We start from the raw sequence: 17,565 nt of genomic DNA on the forward strand, positions 1-17,565 counted from the left end.
CAAACTCTTACTGTGTCTTGGAAAGCGCGTATGCTATCACGTAATCCCCCCGGTCCGGGCTCTGGCGGGCACCGCCCGCGACCACCACGACGTACTGGCGGCCCGACGTGGGCGACACATACGTCATCGGCGTGCCTTGCGAACCGACAGGCATGCGCGCCTTCCACACTTCGCGGCCCGTGGCGATATCCATGGCGCGCAAATAGTAATCCTGCGTGCCCGCATAAAACACCAGGCCGGACGCCGTACTGACGCCGCCGCCCAGGGTCGGCATGCCCAGCGGGATGGGCAGGCTTGCGCGCACGCCGTGGATGACGGCATCGCGCACCGTGCCGGCCGGGCGCTCCCATACCTTGGTGCGGGTTTTCAGGTCGATGGCGGCAAACACGCCCCAGGGCGGGCTTTGGCACGGTATGCCCAGCGGCGAATTGAAGGCCTTGTGGTCGATGACGAACGGCGTGCCATCCATCGGATAGGTGCTGCCCACGCCGTGGCCCGACGTCAGCTTGGCCACGTCCACCGTTTCGCGCGGCACCAGCCTGACCACCTGCGGCATGCGGATATCATTGACGAACATATAGCCGTTGCTTTCATCGACGGCCGCGCCACCCCAGTTGAAGCCGCCGTAGTAGCCTGGATAAATCAAGGTCTCTTGCGTGCTTGGCGCCGTGAACTCCCCTTTGTAATTGAGCTTGCGGAAGCTGATGCGGCAAGCCAGCTGGTCGAAGAAGGTGGCACCCCACATGTCGCGCTCCGTCAGCGTTTCCGCGCCGAGGGCCGGCATGCCGGTCGAATATGGCTGCGTTTTGGAGACCCAGTCGCCGGCCGCATGCTCCTGCGGCACGGGTTTTTCCACCACGTCCGCAATCGGCTTGCCCGTGCGGCGGTCCAGCATGAAGATCTGGCCCCGTTTGGTCAGCTGCACCAGCGCGGGAATTTTTCCACCCTTGCCGTCCGGGACGTCGTACAGGGCGGGCTGCGCGGCCACGTCGTAATCCCAGATATCGTGGTGAACGGTTTGATACGTCCAGCGCTCGCGGCCCGTGGCCATGTCGAGGGCGACGATGGCCGACGAATACTTCTCCGTCAGCGGCGGACGCTTGCCGCCCCAGAAGTCCGGCTGCTCGTTCCCCGTCGGCAGGTAGACCAGGCCCAGCGCATCGTCGAACGCGGGCGCCGACCACATATTCGGCGTGCTGCGCGTGTAGGTCTGCCCTTCCGGCGGCAGCTTCGTGATGGCCGGATTACCGAGGTCCCACGCCCACACCAGCTCCCCCGTGTCGGCGCTGTAGGCGCGCACGACGCCCGACGGTTCATCGGTCGAGCGGCCATCGAAGACCCAGCCGCCGAGGATGATCAGGTTGCGCGCCACGGTGGGCGCGGACGTGTAGGCGTAATACGGCACGTTCATCTTGACCTTGCCCAGGCCGACCGTCAGGTCGACGGAGCCCTTGTCGCCAAAACCCTCGCACTGCTTGCCCGTCTGCGCGTCGATCTCGATCAGGCGCGCATCCATGGTCACCTGCACGATGCGCTTGGCGCACGCGCCCGCCACCGGCGCGCTGACCGCCTGCATGCCCTCGAACTGGAACGGCTTTGTCACCTTGGCCGGCTCGTAGTAGCCGACGCCGCGGCAGCGGTTCCACGTCTTCGTGTTGGCCGGCTTCGGATCGAAGGTCCAGCGTTCCTTGCCCGTGTCCGCGTCGAGCGCGATGACCTTGCTCGTCGGCGTGCACGTATAAATGGTGTCGCCGATCTGCAGCGGCGTGTTTTGCGATTCGGACGCCCCTTCGGCCAGTTCGCCCGAGCGGTAGGTCCACGCCACTTGCAGCTGCTCGACGTTGGCCTTGCCGATCTGCGTGTACGGCGCGAAGCGCGTGCCCGACGGTCCATAGCCGTAATGCGCCCAGTTGGCGCTGCCGTCATTGATGGCCGCCACCGCATCCTGCTGCGGCTGCGCCGTGGCCTCCGTCACGCCATGCGGCTTGAACATCGTGGCGAAACCGGCCGCCAGCACGACGGCAAACAGGGCCGCGAAACCGCGTGACTGGCCACTGTGTGAACGCCCGGCCAGCCACGGATGCAGCAAGGCAGCCACCAGGCCGATGACGAGGAACGGCACCAGGCGCGGCACCATGGGCCAGAAGGCAAAGCCGATTTCCCACACGGCCCAGATCAGTGTCGCGACGAGCAGCGCGGCGACGACGGCACTGGCCAGCGGTTTGCGGCGCAGATACAGCACACCGGCGAGGATGAGGCCCAGGCCGGCCGGCAGGTAATACCAGGAACCGCCAAGGGTGATGAGTTCGATGCCGCCCGCCGCCAGGGCCAGGCCGGAAAAACCAAGAAAGATACCGAAAGCCGTCAGGGCAAGCCGCTTGCCCCTGAAGACCGCCGGGATCGCCGGCGCGTCTTTATTTACTGAAGTGTCCATTTTTTATCCATGACGCCTCCCCTGCCCAGGCAAGCACGCCGGGGATGGCTGGTTTTTTAAATCTACGTAGTGAAACTGTACTGTACGGTTTCATTTTATGCCGATTTTTGACGCAAGGAAAGAAAAATTGACATGGGTTCTTGATTTTGGGCGGGGATGGGGAGCTGGCAGGGTTGTCGGATTACGCGCCTAGGCGCTAATCCGACCTACCGCACTAATCAGACGAACCGGACCGCTGGACAGGCGTAGGTTGGATTAGCGCAAAGCGCGTAATCCAACAAACACAGGCGCGCCGGGTGTTACAGCGACGCCATATCGATGACGAAACGATACCTGACGTCGCTCTTGACCACGCGCTCAAACGCCTCATTGATATCCTGGATGCGGATGATCTCGATGTCGGACACGATATTGTGCTTGCCGCAGAAATCGAGCATTTCCTGGGTTTCCTTGATCGAACCGATCATGGAGCCGGACAGGCTGCGGCGCGCGCCCACCAGGCCGAAGGCGTTCACGGGCGGCACGGCGCCGTCCGGGATGCCGACGATGACCATGTTGCCATCGACTTTCAGCAGGTTGATGTACTGGTTCCAGTCGATGGCCGCGCCCACCGTGCAGATGATCAGATCAAACGTGCCGGCCAGCTTGCTGAACGTTTCCGCGTCGTTGGTGGCGTAGTAATGGTCGGCGCCCAGGCGCAGGCCGTCTTCGCGCTTCGACAGGGTCTGGCTCAGCACCGTCACTTCGGCGCCCATGGCGTGGGCGATCTTGACGCCCATGTGGCCCAGGCCGCCCATGCCCAGGATGGCGACCTGCTTGCCGGGGCCGGCCTTCCAGTGGTTCAGCGGCGAATACAGCGTGATGCCGGCGCACAGCAGCGGCGCGGCAGCGTCCAGCGGCAGGTTGTCGGGAATCGACAGCACATAGCCTTCCTTGACGACGATGCTGTCCGAGTAGCCGCCCTGCGTGGCCGTCTTGCCGTCCGCTTCCAGGCCGTTGTAGGTCTGGATCAGGCCCGGCATGTACTGTTCCAGGTCCACGTTGCGCGTCTTGCAGGTGGTGCAGGAATCGACGAAGCAGCCCACGCCCACGTGGTCGCCCACCTTGAACTTGCTCACATTGGCGCCGACGGCCGTGACGATGCCCGCGATTTCATGGCCGGGCACCATGGGGAAGGCAGCGCCGCCCCATTCGTCGCGCGCCTGGTGGATGTCGGAATGGCACACGCCGCAGTATTTGATCGAGATGGCCACGTCGTCTTCGCGCGGGGCGCGGCGCTCGAACGTGAACGGTTGCAGTGCGGAGGTCGGGCCCAGTGCGGCGTAGCCTTTGGCGATGGTGGTCATGAAAACTCCTGTATCTATAGGTGTGTTACGAGGGGAGACGCGTGCCGTGCATGCGATTGCACAAGTGTGCCCCAGATGCCGCGCCGCCGTTACCGCGATCCTGCAAGACCTTTGCACGATCCTCCAAATCTGCGTAAGATCAGCCCCTGCCCTCCCTCGCCTCACGCATACTGACCTCCATGCCCACGCCACTTACTCCGCAAGATGAAATCGCCGCCCTGATCGTCCGCCACGCGCCGCGCACGGGCGACTTCACGACGGCCATCGGCAACCTCACCTTCCACCGCCAGTCGTCCGTCACGGAATCGCTGTTCCATGCGGCGCGCCCCAGCGTGGCCATCATCGCGCAAGGGGCGAAGGACGTGACCCTGGGCAGCGAAACCTTCCACTACAGCCGCATGCAGTATCTGCTGACGTCCGTCGACCTGCCGGTGCAGGTGCGCGTGGTGGAGGCGAGCGTGGAGCAGCCGCACCTGTGCGTGGTGCTGGGCATCGACATCGCCGACGTGGCCGCGCTGCTCGACAGCGAAAGCGCCAGCGGCGCAGCCGGCGCGGCGCAGCAGAAAATCCTGCCCGCCACGCGCGGCATTTCCGTCAGCGACGTGTCGGCCGAACTGCTCGACGCCATGCTGCGCCTCGTGCGCCTGCTCGACAAGCCGGAGGAAATCGCCACCTTGGCGCCCTTGATCCGCCGCGAACTGACCTACCGCCTGCTCAACGGTCCCGTCGGCGCGCGCCTGCGCCACATGGCGCTGGCCAGCAGCCAGTCGCACCAGGTGGCGCAAGCCATCGACTGGATCAAGCACCATTACGCGCAGCCGCTGCGCATCGAGCACCTGGCCGGCATGGCGAACATGAGCATGTCCTCGCTGCACCACCACTTCAAGGCGATTACGGCCATGACGCCGATGCAGTACCAGAAGCTGCTGCGCCTGCAGGAAGCGCGGCGCCTCATGCTGGTCGAACAGATCGATGCGGGCACGGCCGGCTACCGCGTCGGCTACGCCAGCGAGTCGCAGTTCAGCCGAGAATACAGCCGCCAGTTCGGCCGCGCACCCATGCGCGACGTGGGCCAAGTGAGGGCGCAGCTGAGCGGCGCCAGCGCTGACCTGGCCTATTCCGTCTTGCCGTAACCGCCGCCGCCCGGCGTCTCGATGACGAACACGTCGCCAGGAAGCATGGCAGTCTTGCCGATATGCGCGAGCGGCTCCACCGTGCCGTCCGCGCGCTCGACGTAATTGCGCCCCAGCGCGCCCGCCTCGCCGCCGTCCATGCCGAACGGCGGAATAATGCGGTTGTTCGACAAAATCGCCGCCGTCATCGGTTCCAGAAAGCGCACCCGGCGCACGCCGCCATTGCCGCCGTGCCAGCGCCCCGCGCCGCCGGAACCGGCGCGGATGCCGTAGCTGTCGAGGCGCACGGGGAAGCGCCACTCGAGGATTTCCGGGTCCGTCAGGCGCGAATTGGTCATGTTCGTCTGCACCACGTCCGTGCCGTCGAAGCCGGGACCGGCGCCCGAGCCGCCCGATATCGTCTCGTAATACTGATATTGCTCGCTGCCGAACGTGAAATTGTTCATCGTGCCTTGCGAGGCGGCCATCGCCCCCAGCGCGCCGTACAGGGCGTTGGTGATGCAGGTCGAGGTTTCCACGTTGCCCGAGACGACGGAGGCCGGGTACTGCGGATTGAGCATGGAGCCGGGCGGGATGATCACGGTCAAGGGCTTCAGGCAGCCCGCATTGAGCGGTATCTCGTCGTCGACGAGGGTACGGAACACGTACAGCACGGCCGCCATGCAGACGGCGGACGGCGCATTGAAATTGTTCGGCAGCTGGACGGACGTCCCCGTGAAGTCGATGACGGCGCTGCGCTGCGCCACGTCCACCTTGATCGCCACCTGGACGCGCGCGCCGTTATCCAGGTCCAGCGCGTAGCTGCCATCCTTCAAAGTGGTGATGACCCGGCGCACGGCTTCCTCGGCGTTGTCCTGCACGTGGCCCATGTAGGCTTGCACGACAGGCAAGCCAAAATGCGCGACCATGTTATGCAGTTCCTCGGCCCCCTTCTGGTTGGCCGCCACCTGGGCGCGCAGGTCCGCCAGGTTTTGCCGGGGATTGCGGGCGGGCCAGCTGGCGCCCGCCAGCAGGGCCAGGGTTTCCGCTTCGCGCAGCAAACCGGTGGCGCCGTCGACCAGCTTGAAATTGTCGATCAGGACACCCTCTTCCTCGATGCGCGTGGAATCGGGCGGCATGGAGCCGGGCGTGGTGCCGCCGATATCGGCATGGTGGCCGCGCGAACCGACATAGAACAGGATGGCGTCGCCCGCTTCGTCAAACACGGGGGAAATGACCGTCACGTCGGGCAAATGCGTGCCGCCGTGATACGGGTCGTTCAGCATGAAGACGTCGCCGGGCCGCATGGCGCCCGCATTGCGCGTCATGACGGTGCGGATGCTCTCGCCCATGGAACCGAGGTGCACGGGCATGTGCGGCGCATTGGCGATCAGGTGGCCCTGGGCGTCGAAGATGGCGCAGCTGAAATCGAGCCGCTCCTTGATGTTGACGGAATGGGCCGTGTTCTGCAGGCGCAGGCCCATCTGCTCGGCGATCGACATGAACAGGTTGTTGAAAATTTCCAGCATCACGGGGTCGGCATTGGTCCCGATGGCGACACGCTCCGGCACCGCGACGACTCTGCGCAAGATCAAATGGCCGTGCGCCGTCACTTCGGCGCGCCAGCCCGGCTCGATCACGGTGGTGGCATTGGCGTCGCTGACGATGGCCGGGCCGTCGATAGTATCGCCGGGCCGCAGGCTGTCCGCCCCATACAGGCTGCTGTCGCGCCACGCGCCGGCGCAGTACATGGCCACCGTCTGCACGGGCGCCAGCGCGCCTTCACGGGGCGCATACGCGGGCGCGGCCGGTTCCGGCGCATCGGACGCGCCGATGGCTTCCACGGAAATGGCTTCGACGATCAGGGCGCGCGCCGGCATCAAAAAGGAAAAGCGTTTTTTGTATGCAGTTTCGAATTGCGCCTGCATGCCGGCGGCCGTATCGAACAGCACGACGAGGGCCGTATCCGTGCCTTCGTAGCGCAGGTGCACGCGATGCACGAGCACGATGCGCTCCCCTTCCACGCCCTGGCGCAGCAAGTCGTCGCGCGCCTGCGCGCCCAAGGTCTCGAAATGGCGCGCCAGGTCCACGCCCAGGGCCGCCTCGATGGCCCGTTCGCGCATGGCGCTCTGGTCGGCCAGGCCCATGCCGTAGGCCGACATCACGCCCGCCAGGCTGTGGATGAAGACCGTGCGCATGCCCAGCGCGTCGGCCACGAGGCAGGCATGCTGGCCGCCCGCGCCGCCAAAGCTGGTGAGCGTATAGTCGGTGACGTCGTGGCCCCGCTGCACGGAAATCTGCTTGATGGCGTTGGCCATATTGCCTACGGCGATGGCAATATAACCTTCGGCCACCTGTTCCGGCGTCGAGTCCACCGTGCGCGCCAGCGCTTCAAACTGGGCGCGCACCGTGGCCGCATCCAGCGCTTCATCGGCGTCGGGGCCGAAGACGCGGGGGAAGAAGGCGGGCTGCAGCTTGCCCAGCATGACGTTACAGTCGGTGACGGCCAGCGGGCCGCCGCGCCGGTAGCTGGCGGGGCCGGGATTGGCGCCCGCGCTGTCCGGCCCCACCTTGTAGCGGGCGCCGTCGAAATGCAGGATGGAGCCGCCGCCCGCCGCCACCGTGTGGATGCTCATCATGGGGGCGCGCATGCGCACGCCGGCGATCTGCGTCTCGAACACGCGCTCGAACTCGCCCGCGTAATGCGACACGTCGGTGGACGTGCCGCCCATGTCGAAGCCGATGACCTTGTCGAAGCCGGCCAGCGCGCTGGCGCGCACCATGCCGACGATGCCGCCGGCGGGACCGGACAAAATGCTGTCCTTGCCCTGGAAGGCGCGCGCATCCGTCAAGCCGCCGTTCGACTGCATGAATTGCAGGTGCACGCCGGGCAGCTCCATCGCCAGCTGGTCGACGTAGCGGCGCAGGATCGGCGACAGGTAGGCGTCGACGACGGTGGTGTCGCCGCGCGCCACCAGTTTCATCATGGGGCTGACCTCGTGCGACACGGACACCTGCGTAAAGCCCGTTTCGCGCGCCAGCTGCGCCAGCCGCGCCTCGTGCGCGTGGTAGCGGTAGCCGTGCATCAGCACAATGGCGATGGCGCGCACGCCGCGCGCATGCGCGTGTGCCAGCGCGGCGCGGGCAGCCGCCTCGTCGAGCGGCGCGACCACTTCACCATGGGCGCCCACACGTTCATCGATCTCGATCACGTCGCCGTACAGCAGTTCCGGCAAGATGATCTGGCGCGCGAACAGCTGCGGGCGGTTCTGGTAGGCGATGCGCAAGGCGTCGCGAAAACCGCGCGTGATGGCCAGCACGGTGGGCTCGCCCTTGCGTTCGAGCAGTGCATTGGTCGCCACCGTCGTGCCCATCTTGATGGCGCCCACCTGTTCCACCGGCAGAGGCGCGCCGGGCGAAAGACCCATCAGCTGGCGCATGCCGGCCAGCGCCGCGTCGCGGTACTGGCCCGGATTCTCCGACAGCAGCTTGTGCGTGGCCAGGCTGCCGTCAGGACGGCGCGCCACGATGTCGGTAAAAGTGCCGCCCCGGTCGATCCAGAATTGCCAGTCCATCGCCCTGCCCCCCGCGCTTATGTGAGATGGCTATTGTAGCCGCCAAACAGGGGCGCGTTTCAGGCGTGCGCGCCTTGCCTTTCGCCCGCTTCGGCCTTATGTTGAAGACATGCTGACTAACGGAACACCCCATGACCCTGATCGACTCTGCCGGTAACACCCTCGCGCTGTACTCCATCGCCGAACTGCGCGCCATCGAACAAGCGGCCCTGCGCGACCTGCCGCAAGGGCTGCTGATGCAGCGCGCGGGCCAGGCCGCCGCCAGCGCCGCCCTGAAGCTGCTGCACGCCCAGGAGGATGGCGACGAGGCGGGCCACCGGCGCGTGCTGGTGCTGGCCGGCCCCGGCGACAATGGCGGCGATGCGCTGGAAGCGGCCGCGCACCTGGCCGCCAGCGGCCTCGAAGTGCTCGTCTGGCTGGCGCCCGAAGCACCGGCCACGTCGCCCGAACGCGAACAGGCCCTGAGCCGCGCCCGCAACAGCGCCGTGCGCTTCATGGATGCGGCAACGTCCATGGCCTCGGCCGCCGTGGGCGCCGCGCCGTGGCACCTGGTCATCGATGGCCTGTTCGGCATCGGCGCGTCGCGCCCCCTGGAAGGCGAATGCCGCGACATGGCGCAGCTCGTCAACAATCTCGATTGCCCCGTGCTGGCCCTCGACGTGCCCAGCGGCCTGCACGCGGACACGGGCGCCGTCGACGGCGTCGCCATCCGCGCCACGCACACGCTCACCTTCATCGGCGACAAGCCGGGCCTGCACACGGCGAATGGCCGCGACTACGCGGGCGAAGTGGAAGTGGCGGCGCTGGCCATCGATCCGTCCCTGCTGCCGGAAGCCAGGGCCCAGCTGGGCGGCCTGCACCTGTTCGCGCGCCAGTTGCAGCCGCGCCGGCAAAATACGCACAAGGGCAGCTACGGCAGCGTGGCCGTCATCGGCGGCGCGCAAGGCATGGCCGGCGCGCCCATCCTGGCGGCCCGCACAGCCCTGCATGCGGGCGCGGGAAGAGTGTATATCGCGTTTCCCGATGCACCGCCCGCCTTCGACAGCGGCCAGCCGGAACTGATGTGCCGCCGCGCCCAGGACGTGGATTTCTCGGGCCTGCACTTTGCCGCGCTGGTGGCGGGTCCGGGCCTGGGCGACGATGCCGATACGGTGGAACTGCTGCAGCGCGCCATTGACAGCGACAGCCCGCTGCTGCTCGATGCCGATGCGCTGAACCTGATGGCGGCCGAGCCGGAGCTGCAATCGGCGCTGGCCGTGCGCACGGGCGCGGGCGCGACGATATTGACGCCGCATCCGCTGGAAGCGGCCCGGCTGCTCGACATGACGGTAGCCGAGGTGCAGGCCGACCGCCTGGGCGCGGCGCGCCAGCTGGCGGCGCAGCTGGGCGTGATCGTCGTATTGAAAGGGTCGGGCACGGTGATCGCCGCGCCCGATGGCCAGGTGGTCGTCAACAACACGGGCGGCCCCGCGCTGGCCACGGCCGGCACGGGCGACGTGCTGTCCGGCCTGTGCGGCAGCCTGCTGGCGCAAGGCTGGCCGGAATGGGAAGCGGCGCTCGGCGCCGTCTGGCTGCACGGGGCGGCGGCCGATGCGCTGGTGGCGGCAGGCAGCGGCCCCATCGGCTTGACGGCGGGGGAATTGATCCCGGCGATACGCAGCTTGATCAATGCCTTGTCGGCATAGGCATGCGGTGTGGTGGCGTTAGATTACGCTGCGCTAATCCGACAATCACCACCAGCAATCACACCAACCTGCCCGCCGCAATCGTGATGGTGCGGCCGCAACGGGCCGCAATTGAACTGTCGTGCGTGACGAGCACCAGGGTCGAACCCCGTTCGCGGTTCAGCTCGAACATCAGCCGGATCACGGCCTCGCCCGTGGCGGCGTCCAGGCTGCCCGTCGGTTCATCGGCAAACAGCAGCGGCGGCTCCGTCACGAACGCGCGGGCCAGGGCCACGCGCTGCTGCTCGCCGCCGGACAGGTATTTCGGATAGTGTTTCAGGCGGCTGCCCAGGTTGACTCTGCCCAGCATGGCTTGCGCCTTTTCCTTCGCATCGGGGTCGCCCCGCAATTCCAGCGGCAGCATGACGTTTTCCAGCGCCGTCAGGTGGGCCAGCAGCTGAAACGACTGGAACACGAAACCGAGCTTTTCCTTGCGGAAACCGGCGCGGCCGTCTTCGTCCAGCGCGAAGATATCGGTACCGTCGAGCACCACCTTGCCGTCGCTGGGCGTGTCCAGGCCGGCCAGCAAACCGAGCAACGTCGACTTGCCGGAACCGGAGGCGCCGACGATGGCCAGCGTCTCCGCCGTTTGCACGGTAAAATCGACTTGATGCAGGATGGTCAGCTCACCATCGGCATCGGGTACGCGCTTGGCCAGCTGGACCACTTCGATGGCCGGCCGGGCATTTTGGCTGTTTTGACTGTTGAGTGCGGCGGGCCGCTGGGCCGCCGCGTCGGACGGGAGAAAACTGGTGGAAGTCGCTTTAGGGAATTCGGGCATGCTGATCTATCTTAAAAAATTTCGTGAACAAATAAGTGTCAAGGGCGGCAACCGCCTGCGGCGGCGCACGCTGTCCCTGCTTCCTGCGGCAGCCCTGCTGCTGGTATCGAGCATGACGAACGCCTATTCTGCACCAAAAACGCTGCTGGTGCTCGGCGATAGTCTCTCGGCCGAGTATGGGCTGGCACGCGGTACTGGCTGGGTGGCGCTGCTGGAACAGCGGCTGCAAGCGCAAAAGAACGACACGCGCATCGTCAACGCCAGCATCAGCGGCGAGACCACCAGCGGCGGCCGCGCCCGCCTGCCCGCGCTGCTGGCCAAGCACCAGCCCGACGTCGTGCTGATCGAACTGGGCGCCAACGACGGCTTGCGCGGCTTGCCCGTAGCGGCCGCCGAAGCGAACCTGCGCGCCATGGGCGACGCCGTGAAAAAGACGGGGGCGCAGGTGGTGCTGGTGGGTATGCGCATGCCGCCCAACTATGGCCGCGCCTACGGTGAACAATTTTATGGCGTGTACGGCAAGCTGGCCAAGGAATGGAAGGCGCCGCTCGTGCCCTTCATGTTCGAAGGCATCGCCGACCAGCCGCAGCTGTTCCAGGCCGACCGCATGCACCCGAATGCGCAGGCGCACCCGACCATTTTGAAAAATATCTGGCCGCGGCTGGCGCCGTTGCTGGGGGCGAAGTAAGCCGGTTCATAAGCTCACTCAATTTTCACCCCTAAGGCCGAACTGCCGGGGTCGGACCCTGAGGGTCCGACCCCAGTCTTACGCCGGTGGGTTAAATAAAGTTCCCGACTCACAGACAAAAAAAATAGCCGCTCAAGAGCGGCTATTTTTATGCGTGGAAACTAAATCTTACGGCGCTGGCGCTGGGGCCGCTGGCGCGGTGACCGGTTTGACGATCTTCACCTTGGCCTTGGCCTTCAGGTATTCGACGTAATCGAACATTTCCTGTTGTGCCAGGATGCCGCTGATCTGGTCTTTCTCTTGCTGGCGGCGCGCCGCATCCACTTGCGCCGGCTGCTGCACCTTGGCGATGCGGTAGATGCCGTAACCCAGGGCTGGCAAGTCCACGCCCACGTACGCTGGCAGTTTGCTCGTGTCCGCCTTCATGACTTGCGCGATGGCGGCGCGGTTGATGCCGTCCAGCTTGCTGCGCGACACCCATTGCGCTGCGCCGAAACCGGTGGCGTCGCCCGAGGCTTTCAAGGCGGCCAGCTTGGTCTCGCCCGCTTTCTTGGCCAACTTTTCCGCTTCTTCCATGGTCACGCGCTGACGGATCATCGCTTCGACTTCGGCCAGCGGACGCTTCGAAGCGGGCTTGAATTCCACCACGCGGCCGGCGATCAGCACGTTCGGCGCGACGGTGACGGCTTCCGTGTTGCGCTTGTCTTTCAGCGAGTCGTTCGAGAAGATGGCGGTGAGGAACTTGGCGTTGTTGAACGGCGCCTTGCCCAGTGCCGGCGACGGCGTACGCGACAGGTTGGCGGCGGTTTCCACTTTCAGCTTCAGCTTGTCGGCCACCGGTTTCAGGCTGTCCGATTGCTCGTAGACCGTGTTGGTGAACGTTTCCGCCATTTCCGAGTATTTCTTGGCAGCAAATTGCTTGCGCAGGTCGGCCGTGATTTCGCCGCGTACTTCGTCCAGCGCACGCACGTGCTGCGGCTTGAGCGAGGTGACGGTCAGGATGTGGTAGCCGAAATCGGAAGCGACGACGTCGCTGATTTCGCCTTGCTTGAGCTTGCTTACAGCGCTCAGCAACGGTGCCGGCAAGCCATCCTTGCCGATCACGCCCAGATCGCCGCCCTGTTCGGCGGATGCCGGATCTTCCGACTTGGCTTTCGCCACGGCGGCGAAGCTGGCAGGCGCCTTGCGTACTTCCGCCAGGATCGCTTCGGCCTTGGCCTTGGCGGCGGCCTTGTCGGCGGCCGATGCATCTTTCTTGACGGCGACCAGGATGTGGCTGGCCTGGCGCGCCTCTGGCGTCGTGTAGGCTTTCTGGTTCTTCGCGTAGTAGGCAGTCACGTCGGCGTCGCTGACGTCGACTTGCTCGCCCGCAGCGCTGTCGTCGAGCACGACGTATTCGATCTTGGCTTGTTCCGGGATTTCGAAGAACTTGCTGTTCTTGTCATAGAAGGCCTTGATCATGGCGTCCGTCACTTTGACTTCCGGCACGTACTGGGCGATCGGCAACAGCAGTTCCTGCACTTCACGCTCTTCCGAGGTGATGTCGGACAGGCGCTTGGACACGGTGTTCGGGGCGAAGGCCGTACCTTGCACGGCGCCCGCCAGTTGCTGCAGGGCCAGGTCGCTGCGGCGGCGCGCATCGTACTGCTGTGGGGACATGCCTTGGGCGGCCAGCATGGCCTTGTAGCGTTCCAGGTCGAATTTACCGTCCGGCAAGGTCAAGCCTGGGATTTCCAGCACTTCCTTTTGCAGCACGGCATCGCTGATGACCAGGCGGCTACGGCCCACTTCGGCGGCCACGGCGCGCTCGGCGATCAGGTTGTCGAGGATGCTCTTGCGGGCTTCCGGCGTGTCAAACATTTTCTGGTCGAACTGCTCGCCCATCATCTGGCGGTAGCGGTCGATCTGCTGGCGTTGCGCTTCTTCATATTGCTGCTGCGTAACGACCTGGTCGCCGACCTTGGCGATGGTGTTCGCGCCATCGCCGAAGCTTTGGTAGCCGCTGATACCGACCAGTGCAAAAGACGGGACGATGACCAGCATCAGAAGAAACTGCATCAAGCGTCGATGGGTACGAATAAATTCAAACATGGTCAGCCAATTCGGGATGAGTGGATCACTATAAAAAAAGGCGAACATGCGTTCGCCTTGATTTCTTCGGCGGAATGGACGGGACAGATGTCCACTTCCCCTTTAGATTCAACAACTTGGCGCTGGAACTAAAGCAGGATTCTGACGCCCAAGCCATTATCTCCTGATTCTACAATGCCCATAGCGCTATAGCAAGGGTAAATCAGGGCGCGCGCCCTGCCCTGGCGCCGCCTGAACGGCAAGGCGCCAGGGCAGGCATTAAACCGGGCGCAGCTTAAAGCGGATTTAAATCGAGGTGCGTTTTATTCAAAACGGCAGGACGGGATTCTAAAAGACGGCGCACCGAGATAATCTGGCGCTGAAAAAGAAAAACCCGCGCTACTTATTCAGCAGCGCGGGCTTCTATATTCTGGCGGAGCGGACGGGACTCGAACCCGCGACCCCCGACGTGACAGGCCGGTATTCTAACCAACTGAACTACCACTCCTTAAGAGCGTATTTTTTTGGCGGAGCGGACGGGACTCGAACCCGCGACCTCCGACGTGACAGGCCGGCATTCTAACCAACTGAACTACCACTCCGAAAAATACACAGTACTGCTTGCATTTGCATTCAAGGCTGCAATTCGCAGAACGTCAACCTTGAAATCGCGGCACCCGAAGGCGCCGCCAAATGTTTCCGGTGATTGTCACCTCACCGAAGTCCGTTAGTTTACAGCATCCTTCAAAGCTTTACCAGCTTTAAATTTTGGAACTTTTGCTGCTTCGATCGTGATCGCTTCTTTGGTACGCGGATTGCGGCCGGTACGTTCAGCGCGTTCGCTGACCGAGAAAGTGCCAAAACCAACCAGCGTTACGCTGTCGTTGTTTTTCAAAGTTTCCGTCACGCCGCCGATAACAGCGTCGAGTGCGCGCGCAGCGGCGGCTTTGGAAATGTCAGCTTTTTCAGCAATGTGGTCGATCAATTCAGTCTTGTTCACTAGCATCCCCAATTACAAAGGTATAAAACGTTTACCGTATCGTTGCGGCACTTTTGGCACCACAGCTGTCCGGCGAAAAAAATGTGCAGGCGTATTAAACAAGCCACACTGTATATGTGTCAAGCGCTTTGGGGGCGCAATTCACGTTTCAATATAAAACAAGCGCTCTAAAAGCGCTTGTTTGGGGAAAACAGGGGTAAAACGTTAGTGTTTTACTACCTCGCCGGCCGCGTCAGGCTTGGCCGCGGCGGCCGTGACAGCCTCCACCGCAGCGACGTCCGCCAACGCTTCAGGCATGCGTTCGAGGGCGATTTCCAGCACTTTGTCGATCCAGCGCACCGGTACGATCTCCAGCTTGTTCTTGACGTTGTCCGGAATGTCGGCCAGGTCTTTCACGTTTTGCTCTGGAATCAGGACCGTCTTGATGCCGCCGCGATGCGCTGCCAGCAGCTTTTCTTTCAGGCCGCCGATCGGCAACACTTCGCCGCGCAAGGTGATCTCGCCCGTCATCGCCACGTCGGCGCGCACGGGGATGCCCGTGAAGACCGACACCATCGCCACCGTCATGGCCGCGCCAGCCGAAGGACCGTCCTTCGGTGTCGCGCCTTCCGGCACGTGGATGTGGATGTCGCTCTTCTCGAACACGTCCGCCTTGATGCCCAGGCGCTGTGCCCGGCTGCGCACCACCGTGCGGGCTGCCTCGATCGACTCTTTCATGACGTCGCCCAGGGTACCCGTGCGGATGATGCCGCCCTTGCCCGGCATCGACACGGCTTCGATGGTCAGCAGATCGCCGCCCACTTCCGTCCATGCCAGACCGACCACCTGGCCCACCTGGTTTTCTTTCTCTGCGACACCGAAATCGTAGCGGCGCACGCCGAGGAACTTGTCCAGGTTCTTCGAGTTGACGATGACTTTCTTGTCGGATTTCTTCAGCAGCAGCATCTTGACCACCTTGCGGCAGATCTTCGACACTTCACGCTCGAGCGAACGCACACCGGCTTCCCGCGTGTAGTAGCGGATGATGTCGCGCAAGGCCGACTCGGCCACCGAGATTTCCTCTTCCTTCAAGCCATTGTTCTTGATCTGCTTCGGCAGCAGGTAACGCTGCGCGATGCTGGTCTTTTCATCTTCCGTGTAACCGGACAGACGGATCACTTCCATGCGGTCAAGCAAGGCTGGCGGAATGTTGTACGAGTTCGACGTGGCCACGAACATCACGTCGGAGAGGTCGAAATCGACTTCGATGTAATGGTCGGAGAACGTGTGGTTCTGTTCCGGGTCCAACACTTCCAGCAGGGCCGACGAAGGATCGCCGCGGAAATCGGCGCCCATCTTGTCGACTTCATCGAGCAGGAACAAAGGATTGCGCACGCCGACTTTCGACAGCGATTGCAAGATCTTGCCCGGCATCGAGCCGATATAAGTGCGGCGGTGGCCGCGGATCTCGGCTTCGTCGCGCACGCCGCCCAGGGCCATGCGCACGAACTTGCGGTTCGTCGCGCGGGCGATGGACTGGCCCAGCGAGGTCTTGCCGACGCCCGGAGGACCGACGAAGCACAGGATAGGCGCTTTGAGCTTGTCGACGCGCTGTTGCACCGCGAGGTATTCCAGGATGCGTTCCTTGACCTTGTCGAGGCCGTAGTGGTCGCCTTCGAGCACTTTTTCCGCATTCGACAGGTCGTTATTGACCTTGGATTTCTTTTTCCAAGGCAAGTTGACGAGGGTGTCGATGTAGTTGCGCACAACGGTGGCTTCGGCCGACATCGGCGACATCAGCTTGAGTTTTTTCAACTCGTTGGTGGCCTTGTCGAGCGCTTCCTTCGGCATCTTGGCCGAAGCGACTTTTTTCTCCAGCTCGTCGAGGTCGGCACCATCTTCGCCCTCGCCCAGTTCTTTCTGGATCGCCTTGACTTGCTCGTTCAGGTAGTACTCGCGCTGCGACTTTTCCATCTGGCGCTTGACTCTGCCGCGGATGCGCTTTTCCACCTGCAGGATGTCGAGCTCGCCTTCGAGCTGGCCCAGCAGGTGCTCGAGGCGCTTGGCCACGCTGAAAATTTCCAGGATGACTTGTTTTTGCTCCAGTTTCAGGGGCAGATGCGCGGCCACCGTGTCGGCCAGGCGGCCGGCATCGTCGATGCCCGACAAGGATGCCAGGATTTCGGGCGGGATCTTTTTGTTCAGTTTGACGTACTGGTCGAACTGCTGCACGATCGCGCGGCGCATGGCTTCGACTTCCGACTCGTCGCCTGGCTCGGACTCGAGCGGCGTCAGGTCGGCGATAAAGTGCGTCGGCGCATCGCTGATGTGGTTGATACGGGCACGCTGCGCGCCTTCGACCAGCACCTTGACGGTGCCATCGGGCAGCTTCAGCATTTGCAGAATATTGGCAACGCAGCCAATTTCATAGATATCCGAAGGAGACGGCTCGTCCTTCGCGGCTGCTTTTTGAGCGGCAAGCATGATGCTCTTGCCCTGCTCCATCGCAGCTTCCAGCGCCTTGATCGACTTTGGACGGCCAACGAACAGCGGTATCACCATATGCGGGAAAACGACGACATCCCGCAACGGCAATAACGGCAGTTGAGTTTGCTCAGTTAATTTGGAAGTTGTCATGGCGTACCTTATAGAAAGCGTGTTTACGATGTTGGCGCTCGCTGCCAAAACACAAGACCGGCGAGAATAAATAATTCTGTGAAACAAACATTTTTCTGTCTATTTCGCAAAACACACCCGCATGACGGTAATAAATGCAGTTTTCACAGTAAAAAAGCCACGCGCAGCTAAGCGCCGCGAGTGGCTTTCCGATTGAAGCCTGCACTCATTGATTTAAAT

10 protein-coding genes and 2 tRNA genes are annotated in these 17,565 nt (G+C 63.5%); 3 read left to right on the forward strand and 9 right to left on the reverse strand.

Going from position 1 to position 17,565, the window contains the following annotated elements; all coding sequences use genetic code 11:
* Positions 1 to 7 precede the first annotated feature (7 nt).
* Together AC1Q6X_RS02795 and AC1Q6X_RS02800 are read right to left on the reverse strand one after the other, a co-directional pair.
* On the reverse strand, positions 8 to 2,434 hold the full coding sequence (locus tag AC1Q6X_RS02795) for a membrane-bound PQQ-dependent dehydrogenase, glucose/quinate/shikimate family (RefSeq protein WP_492494954.1): 2,427 nt from the start codon (positions 2,432 to 2,434) through the stop codon (positions 8 to 10).
* A gap of 299 nt (positions 2,435 to 2,733) precedes the next feature.
* Positions 2,734 to 3,780 carry an NAD(P)-dependent alcohol dehydrogenase gene (locus tag AC1Q6X_RS02800; protein ID WP_492494956.1) on the reverse strand — a complete coding sequence of 349 codons (1,047 nt, stop codon included), beginning with the start codon at positions 3,778 to 3,780 and terminating at the stop codon, positions 2,734 to 2,736.
* A gap of 179 nt (positions 3,781 to 3,959) precedes the next feature.
* On the opposite strand from AC1Q6X_RS02800, the gene AC1Q6X_RS02805 reads away from it, so the two are divergent.
* On the forward strand, positions 3,960 to 4,913 hold the full coding sequence (locus AC1Q6X_RS02805) for an AraC family transcriptional regulator (protein ID WP_492494958.1): 954 nt from the start codon (positions 3,960 to 3,962) through the stop codon (positions 4,911 to 4,913).
* Here the strand turns inward: AC1Q6X_RS02805 and AC1Q6X_RS02810 are convergent.
* Positions 4,895 to 8,467, reverse strand: coding sequence for a hydantoinase B/oxoprolinase family protein (locus tag AC1Q6X_RS02810; RefSeq protein WP_492494960.1), 3,573 nt, complete (start codon positions 8,465 to 8,467; stop codon positions 4,895 to 4,897). The genes AC1Q6X_RS02805 and AC1Q6X_RS02810 overlap by 19 nt on opposite strands.
* A gap of 131 nt (positions 8,468 to 8,598) precedes the next feature.
* Here AC1Q6X_RS02810 and AC1Q6X_RS02815 point away from each other — a divergent pair, with 131 nt between their 5' ends.
* On the forward strand, positions 8,599 to 10,152 hold the full coding sequence (locus tag AC1Q6X_RS02815; protein WP_492494962.1) for an NAD(P)H-hydrate dehydratase: 1,554 nt from the start codon (positions 8,599 to 8,601) through the stop codon (positions 10,150 to 10,152).
* A 58-nt stretch (positions 10,153 to 10,210) separates the two neighbouring features.
* Here the strand turns inward: AC1Q6X_RS02815 and AC1Q6X_RS02820 are convergent, their stop codons facing one another.
* Positions 10,211 to 10,972, reverse strand: a complete 762-nt coding sequence (locus tag AC1Q6X_RS02820) for an ABC transporter ATP-binding protein (protein ID WP_409026412.1) — start codon at positions 10,970 to 10,972, stop codon at positions 10,211 to 10,213.
* Here AC1Q6X_RS02820 and AC1Q6X_RS02825 point away from each other — a divergent pair.
* Positions 10,971 to 11,660: an arylesterase gene (locus AC1Q6X_RS02825; RefSeq protein ID WP_492494965.1), complete on the forward strand. Its 690-nt coding sequence runs from the start codon at positions 10,971 to 10,973 to the stop codon at positions 11,658 to 11,660. The two genes, AC1Q6X_RS02820 and AC1Q6X_RS02825, sit on opposite strands and share 2 nt — an antisense overlap.
* A 168-nt stretch (positions 11,661 to 11,828) precedes the next feature.
* On the opposite strand, the gene AC1Q6X_RS02830 is transcribed toward AC1Q6X_RS02825, so the two are convergent.
* From AC1Q6X_RS02830 to lon, 5 genes are all read right to left on the reverse strand, one after another.
* Complete coding sequence (locus AC1Q6X_RS02830; protein WP_492494967.1) at positions 11,829 to 13,751, reverse strand: SurA N-terminal domain-containing protein; 1,923 nt, start codon at positions 13,749 to 13,751, stop codon at positions 11,829 to 11,831.
* Positions 13,752 to 14,161: 410 nt separating this feature from the next.
* Positions 14,162 to 14,238 (reverse strand) — tRNA-Asp (locus AC1Q6X_RS02835).
* Between the two features lie 17 nt (positions 14,239 to 14,255).
* Positions 14,256 to 14,332 (reverse strand) — tRNA-Asp (locus AC1Q6X_RS02840).
* A 125-nt stretch (positions 14,333 to 14,457) separates the two neighbouring features.
* Positions 14,458 to 14,730, reverse strand: a complete 273-nt coding sequence (locus AC1Q6X_RS02845; RefSeq protein WP_010398442.1) for an HU family DNA-binding protein — start codon at positions 14,728 to 14,730, stop codon at positions 14,458 to 14,460.
* A gap of 204 nt (positions 14,731 to 14,934) precedes the next feature.
* Positions 14,935 to 17,346: an endopeptidase La gene (lon, locus tag AC1Q6X_RS02850; protein ID WP_034751007.1), complete on the reverse strand. Its 2,412-nt coding sequence runs from the start codon at positions 17,344 to 17,346 to the stop codon at positions 14,935 to 14,937.
* Between the last annotated feature and the right edge of the window lie 219 nt (positions 17,347 to 17,565).

This window comes from Janthinobacterium sp. GW823-FHT06H09 (assembly GCF_058794735.1).

Bases quoted from the DNA above. Each gene is read 5' to 3' on its own strand.
- AC1Q6X_RS02795 (WP_492494954.1), bottom strand. From the start codon at position 2,434: ATGGACACTTCAGTAAATAAAGACGCGCCGGCGATCCCGGCGGTCTTC.
- AC1Q6X_RS02800 (WP_492494956.1), bottom strand. From the start codon at position 3,780: ATGACCACCATCGCCAAAGGCTACGCCGCACTGGGCCCGACCTCCGCA.
- AC1Q6X_RS02805 (WP_492494958.1), top strand. From the start codon at position 3,960: ATGCCCACGCCACTTACTCCGCAAGATGAAATCGCCGCCCTGATCGTC.
- AC1Q6X_RS02810 (WP_492494960.1), bottom strand. From the start codon at position 8,467: ATGGACTGGCAATTCTGGATCGACCGGGGCGGCACTTTTACCGACATC.
- AC1Q6X_RS02815 (WP_492494962.1), top strand. From the start codon at position 8,599: ATGACCCTGATCGACTCTGCCGGTAACACCCTCGCGCTGTACTCCATC.
- AC1Q6X_RS02825 (WP_492494965.1), top strand. From the start codon at position 10,971: ATGCTGATCTATCTTAAAAAATTTCGTGAACAAATAAGTGTCAAGGGC.
- AC1Q6X_RS02820 (WP_409026412.1), bottom strand. From the start codon at position 10,972: ATGCCCGAATTCCCTAAAGCGACTTCCACCAGTTTTCTCCCGTCCGAC.
- AC1Q6X_RS02830 (WP_492494967.1), bottom strand. From the start codon at position 13,751: ATGTTTGAATTTATTCGTACCCATCGACGCTTGATGCAGTTTCTTCTG.
- lon (WP_034751007.1), bottom strand. From the start codon at position 17,346: ATGACAACTTCCAAATTAACTGAGCAAACTCAACTGCCGTTATTGCCG.